Annotated in this window: 11 protein-coding genes; 7 read left to right on the top strand and 4 right to left on the bottom strand. The window is 70.8% G+C overall.

Annotation, left to right across the window (positions count from 1 at the left end):
- The first annotated feature begins 3 nt into the window (after positions 1 to 3).
- From mltB to ABIC63_RS20305, 3 genes are all read left to right on the top strand, one after another.
- The gene (gene mltB / locus ABIC63_RS20295) at positions 4 to 1,116 is read left to right on the top strand and encodes a lytic murein transglycosylase B (RefSeq protein ID WP_502935895.1); all 1,113 of its coding nucleotides are present in this window, start codon (positions 4 to 6) and stop codon (positions 1,114 to 1,116) included.
- A gap of 17 nt (positions 1,117 to 1,133) precedes the next feature.
- Complete coding sequence (locus tag ABIC63_RS20300; RefSeq protein ID WP_354321114.1) at positions 1,134 to 1,775, top strand: HD domain-containing protein; 642 nt, start codon at positions 1,134 to 1,136, stop codon at positions 1,773 to 1,775.
- A gap of 167 nt (positions 1,776 to 1,942) precedes the next feature.
- On the top strand, positions 1,943 to 3,382 hold the full coding sequence (locus ABIC63_RS20305) for a sensor histidine kinase (RefSeq protein WP_354321115.1): 1,440 nt from the start codon (positions 1,943 to 1,945) through the stop codon (positions 3,380 to 3,382).
- A 22-nt stretch (positions 3,383 to 3,404) separates the two neighbouring features.
- Here the strand turns inward: ABIC63_RS20305 and glpD are convergent, their stop codons facing one another.
- The gene (gene glpD, locus ABIC63_RS20310) at positions 3,405 to 5,015 is read right to left on the bottom strand and encodes a glycerol-3-phosphate dehydrogenase (RefSeq protein WP_354321116.1); all 1,611 of its coding nucleotides are present in this window, start codon (positions 5,013 to 5,015) and stop codon (positions 3,405 to 3,407) included.
- 73 nt (positions 5,016 to 5,088) lie between these two features.
- Between glpD and ABIC63_RS20315 the strand changes: the two genes are divergently transcribed.
- Together ABIC63_RS20315 and glpK are read left to right on the top strand one after the other, a co-directional pair.
- On the top strand, positions 5,089 to 5,853 hold the full coding sequence (locus tag ABIC63_RS20315; RefSeq protein ID WP_294370199.1) for a DeoR/GlpR family DNA-binding transcription regulator: 765 nt from the start codon (positions 5,089 to 5,091) through the stop codon (positions 5,851 to 5,853).
- Positions 5,854 to 5,895: 42 nt separating this feature from the next.
- The gene (glpK, locus tag ABIC63_RS20320) at positions 5,896 to 7,500 is read left to right on the top strand and encodes a glycerol kinase GlpK (RefSeq protein ID WP_354321117.1); all 1,605 of its coding nucleotides are present in this window, start codon (positions 5,896 to 5,898) and stop codon (positions 7,498 to 7,500) included.
- Positions 7,501 to 7,531: 31 nt separating this feature from the next.
- Here glpK and ABIC63_RS20325 read toward each other — a convergent pair whose 3' ends face one another.
- From ABIC63_RS20325 to ABIC63_RS20335, 3 genes are all read right to left on the bottom strand, one after another.
- Complete coding sequence (locus tag ABIC63_RS20325) at positions 7,532 to 8,488, bottom strand: alpha-E domain-containing protein (RefSeq protein ID WP_017761237.1); 957 nt, start codon at positions 8,486 to 8,488, stop codon at positions 7,532 to 7,534.
- A 35-nt stretch (positions 8,489 to 8,523) separates the two neighbouring features.
- Positions 8,524 to 10,077: a circularly permuted type 2 ATP-grasp protein gene (locus tag ABIC63_RS20330; protein WP_354321118.1), complete on the bottom strand. Its 1,554-nt coding sequence runs from the start codon at positions 10,075 to 10,077 to the stop codon at positions 8,524 to 8,526.
- Between the two features lie 75 nt (positions 10,078 to 10,152).
- A complete protein-coding gene (locus tag ABIC63_RS20335; RefSeq protein ID WP_354321119.1) occupies positions 10,153 to 12,450 on the bottom strand; it encodes a DNA internalization-related competence protein ComEC/Rec2 in 2,298 nt (765 codons plus the stop codon).
- Between the two features lie 229 nt (positions 12,451 to 12,679).
- Between ABIC63_RS20335 and ABIC63_RS20340 the strand changes: the two genes are divergently transcribed.
- Both ABIC63_RS20340 and ABIC63_RS20345 read left to right on the top strand, forming a co-directional pair.
- Positions 12,680 to 16,207, top strand: coding sequence for a transglutaminase family protein (locus tag ABIC63_RS20340; RefSeq protein ID WP_354321120.1), 3,528 nt, complete (start codon positions 12,680 to 12,682; stop codon positions 16,205 to 16,207).
- Positions 16,208 to 16,370: 163 nt separating this feature from the next.
- The gene (locus ABIC63_RS20345) at positions 16,371 to 19,112 is read left to right on the top strand and encodes a circularly permuted type 2 ATP-grasp protein (protein WP_354321121.1); all 2,742 of its coding nucleotides are present in this window, start codon (positions 16,371 to 16,373) and stop codon (positions 19,110 to 19,112) included.
- Position 19,113: the final 1 nt, after the last annotated feature.

Here is a 19,113-nt window from a genome sequence, read left to right on the forward strand (position 1 = left end):
CGGATGCGCTCCTTCCCGTTCCTGCCGCTCGCGCTGTGCGCGTCGCTGGCCCTGCCGGCCCTCGATGCCGGCGCCACGTCCAGGCGCGGCGACGCTGCCCGCTCCGCCAAGCAGGGCGGCAAGCAGGCCGCCAAGCGCACCGCTGCCGTCGGCGAGGCCTATGCCGGCCGCGCCGATGCCATGGCCTTTGCCGACGAGATCGCTGCCCGCCAGAGCCTGGACCCCGCCTGGGTCCGCGCCACGCTCGGCCAGGCCCGCCTGCTGCCCAACGTGCCGCGGTTGATGCTGCCCGCACCGGCCGGCAGTGGCACCAAGAACTGGGCCGCCTACCGCAGCCGCTTCGTCGAGCCGATCCGCATCGGCGCCGGCGTGCGCTTCTGGCGCGACAACGCCGCCACCCTGGCCCGCGCCGAGCGCGATTTCGGGGTGCCCGCGGACATCATCGTGGGCATCGTCGGCGTCGAGACCATCTACGGCCGCCAGATGGGCAGCTTCCGCGTGCTGGATGCGCTGGCCACGCTGGCCTTCGACTTTCCGCAGGCCCATCCGCGCGCCGCGCAGCGCCAGGCCTTCTTCCGCGGCGAGCTGGAGAACTTCCTGACGCAGGAGGGCCGCACCCACGCCGACCCAACGACGCCGGTCGGCAGCTACGCCGGCGCCATGGGCATGCCGCAGTTCATGCCCAGCAGCATCGCCAAGTACGCGGTGGACTACGACGGCGACGGCCGCATCGACCTGGTGAACGATCCGCAGGACGTGATCGGCTCGGTGGCCAACTACTTCAAGGCCTTCGGCTGGCAGCCGGGCCTGCCGGCCACCTACGGCGTGCGCGTCGATGCGGCCCGCGCCCAACTGCCCGTGCTGCTGGCGCCCGACATCGTGCCCAGCTTCAGCGCCGATGCCTTCGTCGCCGGCGGCGCACAGCTCGACGCCGACGGCCTGCGCCACCGGGGCCTGCTGGCCCTGATCGAGCTGCAGAACGGCCCGAGTGCGCCGGCCAGCTACGTCGCCGGCACGCAGAACTTCTACGTCATCACGCGTTACAACTGGAGCAGCTACTACGCCATGGCGGTGCTCGAGCTGGGCGCCGCCGTCCGCGCCGCGATGGCGCAGTGAGCGAAGAAGCCGCCGCCATGGACCGCGACACCTTCCTTGCCCGCCATGGCGCCGGCTGGCTGCAGGCCTGGACCGAAATCGGCACGCGAGCACCGGCTGGGCTGCTCGAACAGCTCTGCACCCGCTATGTCGAGCCCCAGCGCCACTACCACACGCTGCAGCACCTGGACGAGTGCCTGCACCTGCTGGCCGCGCACCGCGATCTGGCCGAACGGCCCCCCGAGGTCGCGCTGGCCCTGTGGTTCCACGACGCCGTGTACGACGTGCAGGCCGGCGACAACGAGGCGCGCAGCGCCGATTGGGCACGGGATGCCCTGATCACGGCGGGCGCGCCCGCCGAAGCGGCCGGACGCGTGCATGCCCTGGTGATGGCGACGCGCCACGGCCAGCCCGGCGCACAGGCGCCGCAAGACCTAGACACCCGGCTGCTGCTGGATGTGGACCTGGCCATCCTCGGCGCACCGCCCGCCCGCTACGCCGAGTACGAGCGCCAGATCCGCGCCGAATACGCCCATGTGCCGCCCGAGGTGTTCGAGCCGCGGCGCCGGCAGTTGATGGCGGGCTTCCTGGCGCGCCAGCCGCTCTACCTCACGGCCGGCATCCGTGCCGAACGGGAGCCGCAGGCGCGGTGCAACCTCGCTGCCGCCGTGGCGGGCTGACCGCCAGCGCACGCCGACACGGCAGGCGGCGGGCGGCTGGCCAGGTCGGCCTCTTGTCCCACTCGAACTTTGGTGTTCATCGTCCGTCCGGAGCCGGGCACCCCCGCCAATGTCCTACAAAGGCGCGACACTGGCCGCCTCCGCCCCCTCGGACCCACTTTCCACCCATGAGCGCTGACGCCCTTTCCTTCCCGACGCCCGGCGCGGGACCCCAGCGCATCACCGGCGCCTCGGCTGCGGCGCTCTGCCCGCCTGAATCCGAGATCGACCTCGCCGTCCGCGAACCTGCCCGCGTCGCGCTGACCGCAGCACTGGGCCTGCTCGACCGCGACGTGGACGAAGCCGTCGGCCATGCGGTGTCCCTGGTCCGCAGGCTCACGCATTCGCCAGTCTCGTTCTTTGGCGCCATCGGGCCCGAGGTCGACCACTACAAGGCGATCGAAGGTGCGGGGCCTCCGCTGTCCGACACCCGCACCATGGCGGGACGCACCTTCTGCCACTACACCCATGCGCTCGGCCGGACACTGGCCATCGAGGACACCCGGGCCGAGTCGCCGTGGCGCGAGGTGCCGACGGTACGCACGCTGGGCGTGGCCGCCTACCTGGGCGTGCCGGTGCGGCACCAGGGGCAGGTGGTCGGCAGCCTGTGCGTCATCGACCAGGTGCCGCGGCGCTGGGGCGAGCAGGAGATCGACCTGCTCGAGGCCATGGCCCAGTCCATCGAGCGTGAACTGGCCTTGCGGGCCACGCTGCGCGGGGCCCGGGAGGACATGCGGCGCCAGGCCGAGCTGGTGCTCGAACGCGAGACGCTGGTGGCCAACGTGCTGCACGACCTGGCCACGCCCATGTTGTCGCTGCAGCTGAGCCTGGCCATGCTGCGAAAGCGCCATCCCGGCGAGGCCGACGCCCTGGCCGGCCTGGGCCATGCCACCGACATGCTGCGCGAGCTGGTCGGTGCCCTCAACGGCCGGCGGCTGGCGCGTGGCGGCGGCGCCGACATGCCCCCGATGCCCGCCGAGCCCACATCGCCCACCAAGGCGGGCCTCGCCTCGCGCGAGCTGCAAGCCACGGTGCCTGCGGCCGACGAGCCGGCCACCGGCCCCCTTGCGCTCGACGCCGTGCTGGTGGACGTCGCCCGCATGGTCCAGCCCATCGCGGCCCGCGACGGGCTGCGCCTGCAGACCCATCTGGACAGCGGCGGCCGGGTGGCCGTGGGCCGCGGCGAATTGCTGCGCGTGGCGGGCAACCTGCTCAACAACGCCATGAAGTTCAGCCGGCCCGGTGGCACGGTCACCCTGGCCAGCGGCCGCGACGCACAGCCCGGCTGGGTCTGGATGGCAGTGCGCGACGAGGGCGTGGGCATGACGCCAGAAGAGGTCGCCCGCTGCACCGACCGCGGCTACAGCAACGGCAAGGGCCGCGCGCACAGCACGGGGCTGGGCCTGGCCATCGCCCGGCAGTTCGCCCTCGAAGGGGGTGGCGAGCTGCGGGTGCGCAGCGAGGTCGACCGCGGCACCGAGGTGCTGATCCGCTGGCCCGACAGCCGCCCCTCTGCGCAATCCGGCGCATCCTGGGGCACGCCGGCCCAGTCCTCGACCGTCGGCTGAGGGCCAAGGGGCGCGCCCGGGCTCAGTGGGCTGCGCGCAGGCTGGGCCCGATGGCGAACTGGCGCATCCAGGCGTCCACCGCCTCGCGCTGCGACGGATCCAGGTGCAGGCCAAGCTTGGAGCGGCGCCAGAGCACATCGTCGCCGGTGCGTGCCCATTCCTCGTCGGCCAGGTAGCGCAGCTCGCGCTCGAACACGCCGGGCGCCACGGCGGCCCCCAGATCCGCCATGGCCGCCGCATCGCCGAGCACCTGGGCGATGCGGGTGCCGTAGGCGCGCGACCAGCGCCGCGCCAGCGCCGCCTCGAGCCAGGGATGGCGCCGCTGGACTTCCTGCACGAAGCGCTCGAACTGTGCATCCGGCGGCAGCCGGCGACTCTCCGGGGGCAGCCAGCTTGCCAGGTCGCCGCCGGCCAGCGGGGCGGCCTCGGTCCAGGCCGGACGCCGGTCGTGCAGCATCTCGCCGACGGCATCGGCCGCATCCTCGGCCAGCTTGCGGAAGGTGGTGATCTTGCCGCCCCAGACCGACAGAAGCGGCGCGGCCTCGGTGTGGCGCTCCAGCAGGTAGTCGCGCGTGACCGCGGAGGGATCGCCCGAGGCGTCGTCCAGCAGCGGGCGCACGCCGGAATAGGTCCACACCACGTCGGCCGGCGTCACGGCACGCTCGAAGTAGCGGCTGGCCTGTTCGCACAGGTAGTCGATCTCGCCCGGGGTGATGCGGCCGGCCCGCGGGTCATGGCCTTCCAGTTCCAGGTCGGTGGTGCCGATCAGCGTGAAGTCCTGCTGGTAGGGGATGGCGAAGATGATCCGCTGGTCAGGGTTCTGGAAGATGTAGGCATGGTCGTGCTCGAACATCCGCGGAACGACGATGTGGCTGCCCTGCACAAGGCGCAGGCTGCGCTTGGCCAGCGACTCGCCGCCCGCGGGCGTGGCCGCGCCGCGCAGGAATGCCTCGGCCCAGGGGCCGGCGGCGTTGACGAGCGCCTTGGCCTGCACGGCGCGGGCGGCATGATCGGCCGTCTCCAGCGTGCAGGTCCAGCCCTCGGCGCTGCGACGCGCCGCCACGCAGCGGGTGCCGGTGAGGATCTGCGCGCCGCGCGCCCGTGCGTCGAGGGCGTTGAGCACCACCAGTCGGGCGTCGTCCACCCATCCATCGGAATAGACGAAGCCGCGCTTGTAGCGCGACTTGAGCGGCGCACCGGCCGGGTGGCGGCGCAGGTCGACGCTGCGCGAACCCGGCAGCACTTCCCGCTTGGCCAGATGGTCGTAGAGGAAGAGGCCGGCGCGGATCATCCAGGCCGGCCGCATGGCCGGGTCGTGCGGCATCACGAAGCGCAGCGGCCACATGATGTGCGGTGCGCTCTTGAGCAGCACCTCGCGCTCGGCCAGCGCCTTGCGCACCAGCGAGAACTCGTAGTACTCCAGGTAGCGCAGACCGCCATGGATCAGCTTGGTGGAGGCCGAGGAAGTGTGCGCGGCCAGATCGTCCTGCTCGCACAGCACCACCTTGAAGCCGCGGCCGGCCAAGTCGCGCGCAATGCCGCAGCCGTTGATGCCGCCACCGACGACCAGCACGTCGCATTGGATGGGATCGAGTTCGAAGCTGGCAGCGCGAATGTTTTCGGATTCGTTCATTTCGATTCCTTTTGGCGCGATTTTGCCGCAAATTTTTGCCCTTATCATTTCGTTTGTTTTCGGATCGACGCGCGTGAACCACTCCAACCCTCGCCAAGTACAGCTGCTGGACACCGTCCGCACCCGCGGAAGCGCCACCGTGGAGGAGCTGGCGGAGGAACTGGGCGTGACGCTGCAGACGGTGCGCCGCGACGTGCAGCGCCTGGCCGACGCCGGCCTGCTGGCGCGCTTCCATGGCGGCGTGCGGGTGCCGGTTTCCACCATCGAGAACATCGCCCATCCGCAGCGGCAGATGCTCCATGCCGAGGCGAAGGCCCGCATCGCGCGGGCCGTGGCGGCGCAGGTGCCGCACGACTGCTCGCTGATCCTCAACGTGGGCACCACGGCCGAGGCCATTGCCCGCGCACTGCTGCAACACCGCGGCCTGCGCGTCATCACCAACAACCTGCATGTGGCGCACATCCTGGCCGGCAACGAGGCCTGCGAAGTGATCGTGGCCGGCGGCACGGTGCGCGCCCGCGACCGCGCCGTCGTCGGCGAGGCGACGATGGATTTCATCCGCCAGTTCAAGGTGGACATCGCCCTTGTTGGCTGCTCGGGCATCGAGCAGGACGGCACCGTGCGCGACTACGACCTGCGCGAGGTGAAGGTGGCCCAGGCCATCATCGGCCAGGGTCGGGAAGTGTGGCTGGCGGCCGACGCCAGCAAGTTCAATCGGCCGGCGATGGTTCAGGTGGCAACGCTCACGGCCATCGACCGGCTCTTCACCGACGCCGAACCGCCGGCGCCCTTCCCCGACCTGCTCGCGCAAGCGCAGGTGCGCTGCGAGATCGCCTGAACGGCGGCGACCCAGCGCCAACCATTCAACGGAGACGACACCATGGCATCCCCCACCGACTACCTGCTCGCCCTGGACCAGGGCACCTCCAGCTCACGCAGCATCGTGTTCGACCGCGGCGGCCGCATCGTGGCCATGGCCCAGCGCGAACTGCCGCAGATCTATCCGCAGCCGGGCTGGGTGGAGCACGACCCGATGGAGATCTGGCGCGGCCAGTTGGCCACCGCCCGCGACGCGCTCGCCAAGGCCGGCCTGAAGGCGGCCGACGTCCGTGCCATCGGCATTACCAACCAGCGCGAGACGACCGTGCTGTGGAACCGCCGCACCGGCCAGCCCGTGCACCACGCCATCGTCTGGCAGGACCGCCGCGCCGAGCCGCTGTGCGCGGAACTGCGCGCCAGGGGCATGCAGGCCGAGATCCAGCGCAAGACCGGTCTGGTGATCGACGCCTACTTCTCCGCCACCAAGCTGCGCTGGCTGCTGGACGAAGTGCCCGGCCTGCGCGCCCAGGCCGAGGCCGGCGAGCTGGCCTTCGGCACCGTGGACAGCTGGCTCATCTGGCAGCTGACCGGCGGCCGCGTGCATGCGACGGACGTGACCAACGCCTCGCGCACCATGCTCTTCGACGTGCATCGCAACGCCTGGGACGAGGAACTGCTGGCCGCGCTGGACATCCCCGCCGCGCTGCTGCCGCAGGTGCAGCCCTCCAGCAGCCTGTTCGGTGAGACCGACCCGGCGCTGCTGGGCGCCGCCCTGCCCATCGGCGGGGTGGCCGGCGACCAGCAGGCCGCCCTCTTCGGCCAGGCCTGCTTCGACGCCGGCATGGCCAAGAACACCTATGGCACCGGTTGCTTCCTGCTGATGCATACGGGCGAGCGCTTCCAGCCGTCGAGCAATGGCCTGGTGGTGACCAGCGCTGCTCAGTTGACGGTAGCGCCTGCCGGCCGTGGCGCCGCGCCGCGGGCCACCGGAATCCAGAACGGCCTTGTCGCTGGAGGCGGCGCGCCGGGCGCGGCTACAGCCCAGGCTGCGGTCGCCCAATACGCGATGGAAGGCAGCGTCTTCGTCGGCGGTGCCGTGGTGCAGTGGCTGCGCGACGGCCTGCAGGCCATCAAGGGCAGCGCCGAGGTGCAGGCCCTGGCCGAGAGCGTGCCCGATGCCGGCGGCGTGATGATGGTGCCCGCCTTCACCGGCCTGGGCGCGCCCTACTGGAACGCCGACGCCCGCGGAACCATCACCGGCCTGACGCGCGGCACGACCGTGGCCCACATCGCCCGCGCCGCGCTGGAGAGCATCGCCTACCAGAGCGCCGCGCTGCTCGCCGCCATGAGCCGCGACGTCGAGGCCGCCGGCGGCACGCCCGTCGCCGAGCTGCGCGTGGACGGCGGCGCCTGCGTCAACGACCTGCTGATGCAGTTCCAGGCGGACCTGCTGGGCATTCCGGTGGTCCGCCCTGCGGTGGTCGAAACCACGGCCCTGGGCGCCGCCTTCCTGGCCGGCCTGTCGAGCGGTGTCTACGCCGGCACGGAAGAGCTGTCAGCTCTGTGGAAAGCAGAGCGCCGTTTCCTGCCCACACTCAGCCGCACGCAGGCCGAGGCGGCCATGGCGCGGTGGGAACACGCCGTACGGCAAGCGACGGCAGGCTGAGCAGCCACCGCAAAGCGGCTGAGGGGGTTCCTTAATTCGTCGGAACCAGGAAATCCTGGCTGACGCGCATCCCCAGCTCATTGATGCGATCCAGGAATTGCGTGAGATACGCATGCAGCCCGGTGGCCAGGATCTCGTCCACGCGCCCGTACTGCAGTTCGGCCAGCAGCTTGCCGGCGCGGCGCAGGGTCTCGGCGCTCTGGTCGTTGGCGACCTTGCTCAGGTTGTTGACCACCTCCACCAGGCTGGCATGCAGCGAGCGCGGCATGTCGGCGCGCAGGATCAGCAGTTCGGCCACGCGCTCCGGCTTGATCACGTTGCGATAGACCTTGCGGTAGACCTCGAAGGCAGAGACGCTGCGCAGGATCGCGCTCCAGTGGTAGAAGTCGTATTCCTGGTGCTCCTCGGTGCCGCCGCCGAAGAACTCGCTGTTCATGGCGTGGAACTTCACGTCCACCAGCCGGGCCGTGTTGTCGGCCCGCTCCAGGAAGGTGCCCAGGCGCAGGAAGTGGTACGCCTCGTCCTGCAGCATGGTGCCCTGCGTGACGCCGCGCGACAGGTGCGAGCGGAACTTCACCCATTCGAAGAACTGGCCCGGGTCACGCTCGAACTCGCCCTGGCGCAGCATGCGCACTACGTCCAGCCAGGTGGTGTTCTGCGTCTCCCACGACTCGGTGGTGAGGGCGCCCCGCACCGCGCGGGCGTTCTCGCGCGCGGCCTTGAGGCAGGACACGATGGAGGACGGATTGCTCTCGTCCTTGACCATGAACTCCATGACGCCCTCGGGCGTGATGGCGTCATGCTTCTGGAAGTAGGCGGGCCGCAGTTCGCTGATGGACAGCACGCCCTGCCAGCCCAGCTGGGCCACTTCGGCCGACTGGGGCAGCAGGGAGGTCTGGTAGTTGACGTCGAGCATGCGCGCCGTGTTCTCGGCCCGCTCGGTGTAGCGCGACATCCAGTAGAGGTGGTCGGCGGTACGGGACAGCATGGGTCTTGTCTTTCTCGAAATCGAAGGGTGCTGCCTCAGGCCGCGGAAGAGGACGAGTTCATCGACTGGCTCTGGGACTGCGACTGCCCCTGGCCACCCTGGGTCTGCGACTGGCTCTGACCGTTCTTGCCGGCGAAGCGGCGGTCGGGCTCCAGCACCCAGGTGTCCTTGGTGCCGCCGCCCTGCGAGGAGTTGACGACCAGCGAGCCTTCCTTGAGCGCCACGCGCGTGAGGCCTCCCGGCACCATCTGCACTTCCTTGGCCGACAGCACGAAGGGCCGCAGGTCGATGTGGCGCGGCGCGATGCCGGCGTCCACGAAGGTGGGCGAGGACGACAGGCTCAGCGTGGGCTGCGCGATGTAGCCATCGGGCTTGGCCCGCACCACCTCGCGGAACTCGTCGATCTCGGCCTTGGTCGACGCCGGGCCGATCAGCATGCCGTAGCCGCCGGCGCCGTGCACCTCCTTGACGACCAGGTCTTCCATGTGCGCGAGCACATAGTCCAGGTCGTCCTTGTTGCGGCACATCCAGGTGGGCACGTTCTTCAGGATCGGCTGCTCGCCGAGGTAGAACTCCACCATCTTGGGCACGTAGGGGTAGATGGACTTGTCGTCGGCGATGCCCGTGCCCACCGCATTGCAGATGACCACGTTGCCCGCCTTGTAGGCGCGCATCAGGCCGGCGCAGCCCAGCGTCGAATTGGGGCGGAACACCTCGGGGTCGAGGAAGTCGTCGTCCACGCGGCGGTAGATCACGTCGACGCGGCGCGGGCCGCGCGTGGTGCGCATGTAGACGAAGTCGTCCTTGACGAACAGATCCTGGCCCTCGACCAGTTCCACGCCCATCTGCTGGGCCAGGAAGGCATGCTCGAAGTAGGCGCTGTTGTACATGCCGGGCGTGAGCACCACCACCGTGGGCTCGGCCGTGGCCGGCGGCGCGCTGGCGCGCAGCGTCTCGAGCAGCAGGTCGGGATAGTGGGCGACGGGCGCCACGCGGTTCTGCGCGAACAGCTCCGGAAAGAGCCGCATCATCATCTTGCGGTTCTCGAGCATGTAGCTCACGCCGCTGGGCACGCGCAGGTTGTCTTCCAGCACGTAGTACTCGCCCTTGCCGGCGCTGTCGGGCGCCCGGACGATGTCGATGCCGGAGATGTTGGAATAGATGTTGTTGGGCACGTTCACGCCCATCATCTCGGGGCGGAACTGGGCGTTGCCCTGGATCTGCTCGGCCGGCACGATGCCGGCCTTGACGATCTCCTGGTCGTGGTAGATGTCGTGGATGAAGCGGTTGAGTGCCGTCACGCGCTGCACCAGCCCCTTCTCCATCGACGCCCACTCGTCGGCCGGGATGATCCGCGGCAACAGGTCGAAGGGGATGAGGCGCTCGGTGCCCGAGCCATCCTCGTCCTTGGCGCCGTACACGGCAAAGGTGATGCCGACCCGGCGGAAGATCATCTCCGCCTCTTCACGGCGCGAACGCATCACCTCGGTGGGCTGCTTCGCAAGCCATTGGTCGTATCGCTGGTAGTGCTGTCGGATCGCGGCCCCTTCGTAGGGGAGCCGCTCATACATTTCATCGAACTTGTGCATGGAACGACCAATCTCCTTGAGCCATAGCTTAGCAAGTTCAAGGCCATCTCCCGGCCCCACCGTGCGCAAAAGTTTTCATTCTTGACCTTCGGGCGGCGGCGGTCGGTGGTGCCAGTAGCGGGCCGTCTGCACCCGCTCGCAGCGGACGGCATCCGGCTCGGTGCTGCGCCAATGGGCCGCTCCGCAGCGCGCGGATTCGAAGAAGGGGATGCCCTCGGACAGGTAGCGTGCCCGCACCTCGGGCGCCGGGTGGCCGAAGGGATTGCGCCAGCCGTTCTGGGCGACGGACACGCGTGGCCGCACGGCACGCAGCCAGGGCAAACTGGACGAGCTGCGGCTGCCGTGGTGGGCCACGATCAGCAGGTCGGTGCGAAGACTGTCGCCCCTTTCCTGCACGAGTTGCAGTTCCTGCGACTGCTCGACGTCGCCGGTCAGCAGGGCGCTGGCGCGGCCGTTGTCGATGCGCAGCACGCAGGAATCGGCATTGCGCTGGGCCAGCGGCTGGGCGGCCTCGGGCGCGGGGTGCAGCACCTCGAAATCGACGCCTTCCCAGCGCCAGCGCAGGCCGCGTGCGCAAGGAGCGCCGAAGTCGGCCACCGCCGGCTGGGCGGCGCGCACGGACTCGGCGCCGCCGGTGTGGTCGGTGTCGCGGTGACTCAGCAGGAGCCGGTCCAGCCGCAGGCCCAGGGCGCGCAACAGCGGCACCAGCACCCGCTCGCCGGCATCGCTGCGCGGGCCATAGCGCGGGCCTGCGTCGAACAGCAACACATGGCCCGCCGTGCGCACGACGATCGCACTGCCCTGCCCCACGTCGGCCGCCAGCACCTCGAAGTCGCCGGGCGTCACGGGCTCGGCCTTCCACAGCAGCACCGGCAGCGCCAGCGGCAAGCCGAGCAGCCGCCAGCGCCAGGGGCCGGGCATGACCAGCAGCATGCCGCCGAGCACGCCCGCGGCCGCCGCCCACAGCGGCGGTGCGGCCGCACTGAAGGTCGCGCCAGGCAGCGTGGCCGCCCAGGCCAACGCACTGCGCAGCGCCTCCACCGCCAGTGCCGCCATATCCCAGCAGGCCGGCACGGCGATGCCTGCCATGGCCAGCGGGGTCACGACCAGCGTGACGGCTGGAATCGCGAGGAGGTTGGCCGCCAGGCCCACCACCGAGACCTGCTGGAACAGCATCAGCCCCAACGGCGCCAGCGCGACGGTCACCACGCCCTGCTCGCGCAGCAGGCGCCGCAATGCCGCACCCCGCCCCTGCGGGCCCACGGCCGGCCCCGCATCGGTGGCGAACAGCACGGCGACCGCGACGAAGCTGAGCCAGAAGCCCGCCTGCATGAGCCCCCACGGATCGATGGCCACCACCAGCGCGAAGACCACCAGCCATGCCACCGGCCAGGGCCAGCGCCGGGCCGACAGCCGCAGCAGCACGGCCAGCGCGAGCATCCACACCGTGCGCTGCGAAGGCAGCCCCCAGCCGCTGAAGGCCGCGTAGAGGGCCGCCAGCAGCACGCCGCCGGCCAGACCGGCATGCTGGGCCGGCCAGCGCAGCATCAATCGCGGGCTGAGCCGCCAGAGCCAGCCGACCACGGCCGCCGCCAGCCAGGCGAACATGGTCACGTGCAGGCCCGAGATGCTCATCAGGTGGGCGACGCCCGTCAGGCGGAAAACGGTCCAGTCGGCCGGCGCGATGGCCGACTGGTCGCCGGTGACCAGCGCCGCCACCACCCGGCCCGCGCTGCTGCCGCCCGTGCGTTCGAGGATGCGGTCGCGCACGGCCTCACGGGCACGCTCGAGCGGCAACTCCCACCACGAGGGCGTCTGCAGTCGCAGGGGAGCCGGCGCAGGTCGTACCGAGCCGGTCGCCTGGATGTCCTGCTCGAACAGCCAGAGCTCGTAGTCGAAACCGTGCGGATTGAGCGTGCCGTGCGGTGCACGCAGCCGTACCGGCAACCGCCAACCCTCGCCCACATGCAACGGCGCGGGCGACGCGACGGCGTCCGGCCAGAACAGGATCAGCCGACCGGGCAGCGGCGCCTCGCCCTCGGTCGTGAACTCGAAGCGCAGGCCGCCATCGCGCCGCTGCGGCATGCCCGTCACGCGCCCCTGGAGGATGAGATCGCGGCCTTCGAGGGCCGGCGCCAGCGCCCCGGCCAGGCGATCAACGGCACGCCAGCCCGTCTGGGCGAATCCCCCCGCCAAGCCGGCCACCAGCGCCAGCAGCAGGCCGGCGCGATGGCGCTGCACAGGCAGGAGGCCAGAGAGCAGCCAGGCCGCCAGCCCCACCAGCGCCGCCACGGCATAGGGCCCGACCGGCCAGAGCGCGGGCTGCCGCAACTGCAGCGCGATGCCGACGATGGCGCCGGCCAGCCCCGCCATCAGACCCGGCCATCCCTTGCCCCGCCATGACCCCGTCACGGCGCGCAGGCACCCTCCTGCGCGCACCGCCACCCTGCCTGTGTTCAAGCCTGTTTCTCTCCCTGAACGGCCCGCCGCATGGGGGGTCCGATGGCGCAGTCCTTGCTTGCTTCTCGGCTAGCATGCGCCCTCGGGCCCGTCATTGCTGCACGCGCGCCGTCACCAGAATAAGCCCAAACCACCGAGTCCCATGTCGATCCACGCCGCCCTCCACCACGTCACACGCTACAAGTACGACCGGCCCGTCCAACTGGGCCCGCAGGTCGTGCGGCTGCGCCCCGCGCCGCACTGCCGCAGCAACGTGATCTCGTACTCGCTGCGCGTCGAGCCGGCCGAGCACTTCATCAACTGGCAGCAGGATCCCTTCGCCAACTACCAGGCACGGCTGGTCTTCCCGAAGAAGACCACGGAGTTCACCGTGACGGTCGACCTCGTGGTCGAGATGGCGGTCTACAACCCCTTCGACTTCTTCCTGGAGCCGCATGCGGAGACGGTGCCCTTCAAGTACTCGAAGGCGCAGGCCGAGGAACTGGCGCCCTACCTGGTGACGGAGCCGGCCACGCCGCTGGTGGCGGCCTACCTCGAGAAGATCGACCGCAGCGAGAAGCGCACCATCGACTTCCTGGTCCAGCTCAACCAGCAGGTGCAGCAGGACGTCAAGTACCTCATCCGCATGGAGCCCGGCGTGCAGACGCCGGAAGAGACGCTCGAGAAAGCCAGCGGCTCCTGCCGCGATTCCGGCTGGCTGCTGGTGCAGTTGCTGCGCCACATGGGCCTGGCGGCGCGCTTCGTGTCGGGCTACCTGATCCAGCTCACGCCCGACGTCAAGTCGCTCGACGGCCCGAGCGGCACTGAAGTCGACTTCACCGACCTGCATGCCTGGTGCGAGGTCTACCTGCCCGGCGCCGGCTGGATTGGCCTGGACGCCACCTCCGGCCTGCTGGCCGGCGAAGGCCACATCCCGCTGGCCTGCACGCCCAACCCGTCGAGCGCCGCGCCCATCGAGGGCCTGGTGGACGAGGCCGAGGTCGAGTTCGACCACGAGATGGTCGTCAGCCGCATCTACGAATCGCCGCGCGTCACCAAGCCCTACACCGACGACCAGTGGGCCGAGGTGCTGGCCCTGGGCGAGGCGGTCGATGCCCGCCTGGCCGCTGGCGACGTGCGCCTGACCATGGGCGGCGAGCCCACCTACGTGGCCACCAGCGACCGTGACGCCGCCGAATGGAACACCGACGCCCTCGGCCCCACCAAGCGCGGCTATGCGACCGAACTGGTGGACCGCCTGCGCGCCGAATACGGCCACGGCGGCTTCCTGCATTTCGGCCAGGGCAAGTGGTACCCAGGCGAGCAGTTGCCGCGCTGGGCACTGTCGATCTTCTGGCGCGCCGACGGCCAGCCGATCTGGCACAACCCCGCCCTCTTCGCCGACGAACGCAAGCCCGCCCACTACACCAGCGCCGACGCCGAGCGCTTCACCCGCACCCTGGCCGGCAAGCTGGGTTTGTCGGAGCGCTTCATCCAGGCCGGCTACGAGGACGTCTACTACTACCTCTGGCGCGAGCGCCGGCTGCCGGTCAACGTCGACCCCTTCGAGTCCAACCTGGATGATGAGCTGGAGCGCGCCCGCCTGCGCCGCGTGTTCACGCAGAAGCTCGACGCCGTGATCGGCTACGTGCTGCCGCTGGAGCCCTCCTCCAACGCGACGGACAACCCGTCCCTGGCCGGTGCCGGCTGGAAGACCGGCCCCTGGTTCCTACGCGACGACCGCATGTACCTGATCCCGGGCGATTCGCCCATGGGCTACCGCCTGCCGCTGGATTCGCAGCCCTGGGCGGCCAAGGGCGACTTCCCCTACCTGATCGACCGCGATCCGCATGCGCCGCAGGCCGCGCTGCCCCCGGCCGCCGAACTGCGGGCCCGCTATGCCGAAGCCTGGGGACAGGGTGGCATGGGCGCCGCAGCCGGTGACGTGGCCTATGTGCAAGGCGCACCGCGCAGCGCCAGTGCCACGGTGCGCCTGCAACCGCCGAGTGCGACCGGTGCCACCGGCGGGGACGTGGCCCCCGGCGACGGCAGCGCGCGCCATGTGGCGGACGGCGCCAACGTCCGCTTCCCGAGCCGCGGCGAATCGGCGCACTGGATCACGCGCACGGCCCTGTGCGTGGAAGCACGCGACCCGCGCCGCGCCAACGGCCCGGCCGCCGAGAAGGTGGGCCAGGCCTCGGGCGTGCTCTACGTCTTCATGCCGCCCCTGGCCTTCCTGGAGGACTACCTCGACCTGCTCTCCGCGGTCGAAGCCACGGCCGAGGAGCTGGGCATGCAGATCGTGCTCGAAGGCTACCCGCCGCCGCGCGATGCGCGCCTCAAGATGCTGCAGGTCACGCCCGACCCGGGCGTGATCGAGGTCAACATCCACCCCGCGCACAACTGGGGCGAACTGGTGCAGCACACCGAGTTCCTCTACGACGCGGCCTTCCAGACGCGCCTGACGGCCGAGAAGTTCATGACCGACGGCCGCCACACCGGCACCGGCGGCGGCAACCACTTCGTGCTGGGCGGCGCGACGCCGGCCGACAGCCCCTTCCTGCGCCGGCCCGAGCTGCTCGCCAGCCTCGTGCTGTACTGGCACAACCATCCCTCGCTGTCGTACCTGTTCTCGGGCCTGTTCATCGGCCCGACCAGCCAGGCACCGCGCGTGGACGAGGCCCGCAACGACCAGCTCTACGAGTTGGAAATCGCCATCAAGGAGATCGTGCGCAACCGCGAGCTCTACGGCCAGGGCATGCCGCCCTGGCTGGTGGACCGCACGCTGCGCAACATCCTGATCGACGTCACCGGCAACACGCACCGCAGCGAGTTCTGCATCGACAAGCTCTACTCGCCCGACGGCCCGACCGGCCGCCTGGGCCTGCTCGAGTTGCGCGCCTTCGAGATGCCGCCCCATGCCCGCATGAGCATCGTGCAGCAGCTGCTGCTGCGCGCCCTCATCGCCCGCTTCTGGGACACGCCCTACCAGGCGCCGGCCACCCGATGGGGCACCGAACTGCACGACCGCTTCCTGCTGCCCACCTTCGTCAAGATGGACTTCGACGACGTGATCGCCGAGATGCGTCAGGCCGGCTTCGCCTTCGAGGCCGAATGGTTCGCGCCGCATTTCGAGTTCCGCTTCCCGCTGGTCGGCGAGGTGCAGGCCATGGGTGTGGAGCTGTCGCTGCGCAACGCGCTGGAGCCCTGGCACGTGATGGGCGAACAGGGAGCGCCCGGCGGCACGGTTCGCTATGTCGATTCGTCGCTGGAGCGGGTGGAGGTGCGCGTCACCGGCCTCAACCAGAGCCGCTATGCCGTCACCGTCAACGGCAAGGTGCTGCCGCTGCAGCCCACCGGCGTGGCCGGCGAGTACGTGGCCGGTGTGCGCTACAAGGCCTGGAACCCGCCCTCGTCGCTGCACCCGACCATCCATCCGCATGCGCCGCTGACCTTCGACATCGTCGACACCTGGATGAAGCGCTCGCTGGGCGGCTGCCAGTACCACGTCGCCCACCCGGGCGGGCGCAACTACACCACCTTCCCCGTCAATGCCTACGAGGCCGAAAGCCGGCGCCTGGCGCGCTTCTCGCGCATGGGCCACACGCCCGGCATGCTGCGCACGCCGCCGGCCAACATCGAGGTGGTGGGCAGCCGCGAGTTCCCGTTCACGCTGGACCTGCGGCGGTGATCGCCGGGGCCGCGGCCTGGCCCGCGGGCGGCCGGTGCGGCCGCCCCTGGCGTGCGCCGCGGCTCTGCGCCACGCCGGGCCGTCGTGCAATCGATCACGGTCAGCGGGCCGCCCTCGGGCGCCCGCCGGTCCTCTGTGAATCCGATGTGACAATCCGCCGGCTGTGGATCCGCTGAACGACTCTCTCTTCGACGCCCAGGGGCTGGAAACACCAGCCGCCTTCGCGGCCGCCTTGGCGCCCGCGGCGGAGCCGGGCCACTTCGACGAACTGCGTGGCCGCACGAGCCCGCAGCGGCCGGCTGTGCCGCCGGCCGGCCCGGCTTCCACCGCTGCCCCCGCGCTTGCCCTGGCCACCGCAGAGCCCGTCGCCGATGAGGCCGACGAAGCGCCCACGCCCCCGGACGAAGCAGCCGGCACACTGACGCCGGCCTGGACGCAATTCTTCGAGGAACTGGGCCCCGAAGGTTTCGCCGACCTGCCGCGCCGGGCCCTGAGCCTGGAACGCCAGATCCGCGACAACGGCGTCACCTACAACGTCTATGCGGACACCGACGGGCCGCAGCGGCCCTGGTCGCTGGACCTCTTCCCGCTGATCGTGCCGCCCGGCAGCTGGGCGCAGATCGAGACCGGCGTGCTGCAACGCGTGCGCATCCTCGACCGCGTGATGGCCGACGTGTACGGCCCGCAGGCCCTGCTGCAGGAAGGCCTGCTGCCCGCCGCCCTGGTGCGCGGCCATCCCGGCTATCTGCGCCAGATGCACGGCGTGAAGCCGCCCGGCGACACGTGGCTGCGCATCGCCGCCTTCGACCTGGCGCGCGGGCCGGACGGCAACTGGTGGGTCGTCTCCCAGCGCACCCAGGCGCCCTCGGGTCTGGGCTACCTGCTGGAGAACCGGCTGGCCGTGTCGCGGCAGTTTCCACAGGCCTTCGAGTCGCTGCAGGTGCAGCGCCTGGCCGCCACCTACACGGCCATGATGGACGGCCTGCAGCGCATGTGCCCGGCCGGCTCGCCGCCGCACATCGCCCTGCTGACGCCGGGGCCGTACAACGAAACCTACTTCGAGCACGCCTATCTCGCGCGCTACCTGGGCGTGACGCTGGTGGAGGGCAACGACCTCACCGTGCGCGACGAGCGCCTGTATCTCAAGACGCTGCAGGGCCTTCGCCCGGTGCACGGCCTCATCAAGCGGCTGGACGATCCCTTCCTCGATCCGCTGGAGCTGCGGCCCGACTCCACCCTGGGCGTGCCCGGCCTGCTGCAGGTGATCCGCGCCGGCAACCTGCTGATCGCCAACATGCCGGGCTCGGCCTTCCTCGAATCGCCCGCCCTGCTGGGCTTTCTGCCGGCGCTGTCGCGGCGCCTGCTGGGCGAGGAACTGGCCCTGCCGGCCCTGCCCACCTGGTGGTGCGGCGAGCGCGCGGCCATGGAAGCCGCCCTGCCCCGCCTGGCCGAATGCGCCGTCAAGCCGACCTATCCGGGCTCGACCATCCATCCCAGCTTCGAGGCCGTGCTCGGCACCCAGCTGGACCAGCGCGCGCTGGACGAATGGGCCGGCCGCATCATCCGCCAGAGCGACGCCCACACGGTGCAGAGCTACCTCCCGCTGTCCCAGATGCCCACCTGGGCGCAGGACCTGGGGCCCGGCCGCATCGCGCCCAAGGCGGTGATGCTGCGCGTCTTTGCCGTCAACGACGGGCCGCAGAGCTGGCGCGTGCTGCCCGGCGGTCTGGCCCGACTGGCCGGGCAGGATGCGCAGATCGCCTCGATGCAACGCGGCGGCAGCAGCGCCGACGTGTGGGTGCAGACCGAGGGCGAGGTGGACCGCAGCACCCGCCTGGCGCCGCAGAGCACGCCGGCTTCGCTGCAGCGCCACCGCGCGCCAGTCACCAGCCGCGCGGCCGAGAACATGTACTGGCTGGGCCGCTACACCGAGCGGGCCGAGAACACGCTGCGCCTGGCCCGGCTCACGCTCGAGAACCTGAGCGGCGAGGACCAGTTCTCCCGCCCGCTCGTGGCCTGGCTGCATGAGATGGCCCTGCGCAACGCCCTGGTGCCGCGCGAGGTGCCCGGCCTGGCACGCCAGCACGAAGGCGCCCGCGCCGCGCACAGCCGGCGCCTGTTCGAGCGCGCGCTGATCGCCGAACTTGGTCAGGCGCAGAACGGCCGCAGCGTGGGCTTCAACCTGCGCTGCCTGCGCGAGGCGGCGCAGGCCGTGCGCGAGCGCCTGTCGCAGGAGCACTGGAATCACATCGTGCGCGCCGAGGCCGACCTCGTGCGCCGCTTCCAGGAGCAGGCCGGCGAGAGCGGCGAAGGCCGCTATGCCGTGGGCGCCACGCTGCGCACGCTGGAGGCCACGAGCGCCGCACTTGCCGCCATCACCGGTGCCCAGACCGACCGCATGACGCGCGACGACGCCTGGCGGCTGCTGTCCATCGGCCGTCACATCGAGCGGCTGGCCTTCCTGGCCAGCGCGCTGGCCGCGGGCTTCGAGCACGGCACCGTGCACGAGGCCAGCGGCTTCGAGGCGTTGGTGGGCCTGTTCGACAGCACCATCACCTTCCATGCCCGCTACCAGCAGCGGCGCGACGTGGCCTCGCTGGTCGATCTGCTCGTGCAGGACGGCGACAACCCGCGCTCACTGGCCTGGGTCACGCACACGCTACGCAAGCGCCTGGCGAAGCTGGCCGGCAGCGCGCCCGACCGGCTCACGGCGCTGTCGTACGAATTGCCCAATCCGGACGACTGGTCGCTGGAGCTTCTGTGCGACCCCGGCCCCGACGGCCGCTACGGCACGCTGATGCAGACGCTCGCACGCTGCGAGACGGCGGCCTACCACGTGTCGGACGCCATCGGCGTGCGCTACTTCACCCTCACCTTCGAGACCGTGCGCTCGGTGGGCGTCTGAC

Origin of the sequence: Pseudacidovorax sp. 1753, from assembly GCF_040544975.1 — a bacterium.
GTDB lineage: Bacteria > Pseudomonadota > Gammaproteobacteria > Burkholderiales > Burkholderiaceae_C > Xenophilus.

Bases quoted from the DNA above. Each gene is read 5' to 3' on its own strand.
- mltB (WP_502935895.1), top strand. From the start codon at position 4: ATGCGCTCCTTCCCGTTCCTGCCGCTCGCGCTGTGCGCGTCGCTGGCC.
- ABIC63_RS20300 (WP_354321114.1), top strand. From the start codon at position 1,134: ATGGACCGCGACACCTTCCTTGCCCGCCATGGCGCCGGCTGGCTGCAG.
- ABIC63_RS20305 (WP_354321115.1), top strand. From the start codon at position 1,943: ATGAGCGCTGACGCCCTTTCCTTCCCGACGCCCGGCGCGGGACCCCAG.
- glpD (WP_354321116.1), bottom strand. From the start codon at position 5,015: ATGAACGAATCCGAAAACATTCGCGCTGCCAGCTTCGAACTCGATCCC.
- glpK (WP_354321117.1), top strand. From the start codon at position 5,896: ATGGCATCCCCCACCGACTACCTGCTCGCCCTGGACCAGGGCACCTCC.
- ABIC63_RS20325 (WP_017761237.1), bottom strand. From the start codon at position 8,488: ATGCTGTCCCGTACCGCCGACCACCTCTACTGGATGTCGCGCTACACC.
- ABIC63_RS20330 (WP_354321118.1), bottom strand. From the start codon at position 10,077: ATGCACAAGTTCGATGAAATGTATGAGCGGCTCCCCTACGAAGGGGCC.
- ABIC63_RS20335 (WP_354321119.1), bottom strand. From the start codon at position 12,450: ATGGCGGGGCTGGCCGGCGCCATCGTCGGCATCGCGCTGCAGTTGCGG.
- ABIC63_RS20340 (WP_354321120.1), top strand. From the start codon at position 12,680: ATGTCGATCCACGCCGCCCTCCACCACGTCACACGCTACAAGTACGAC.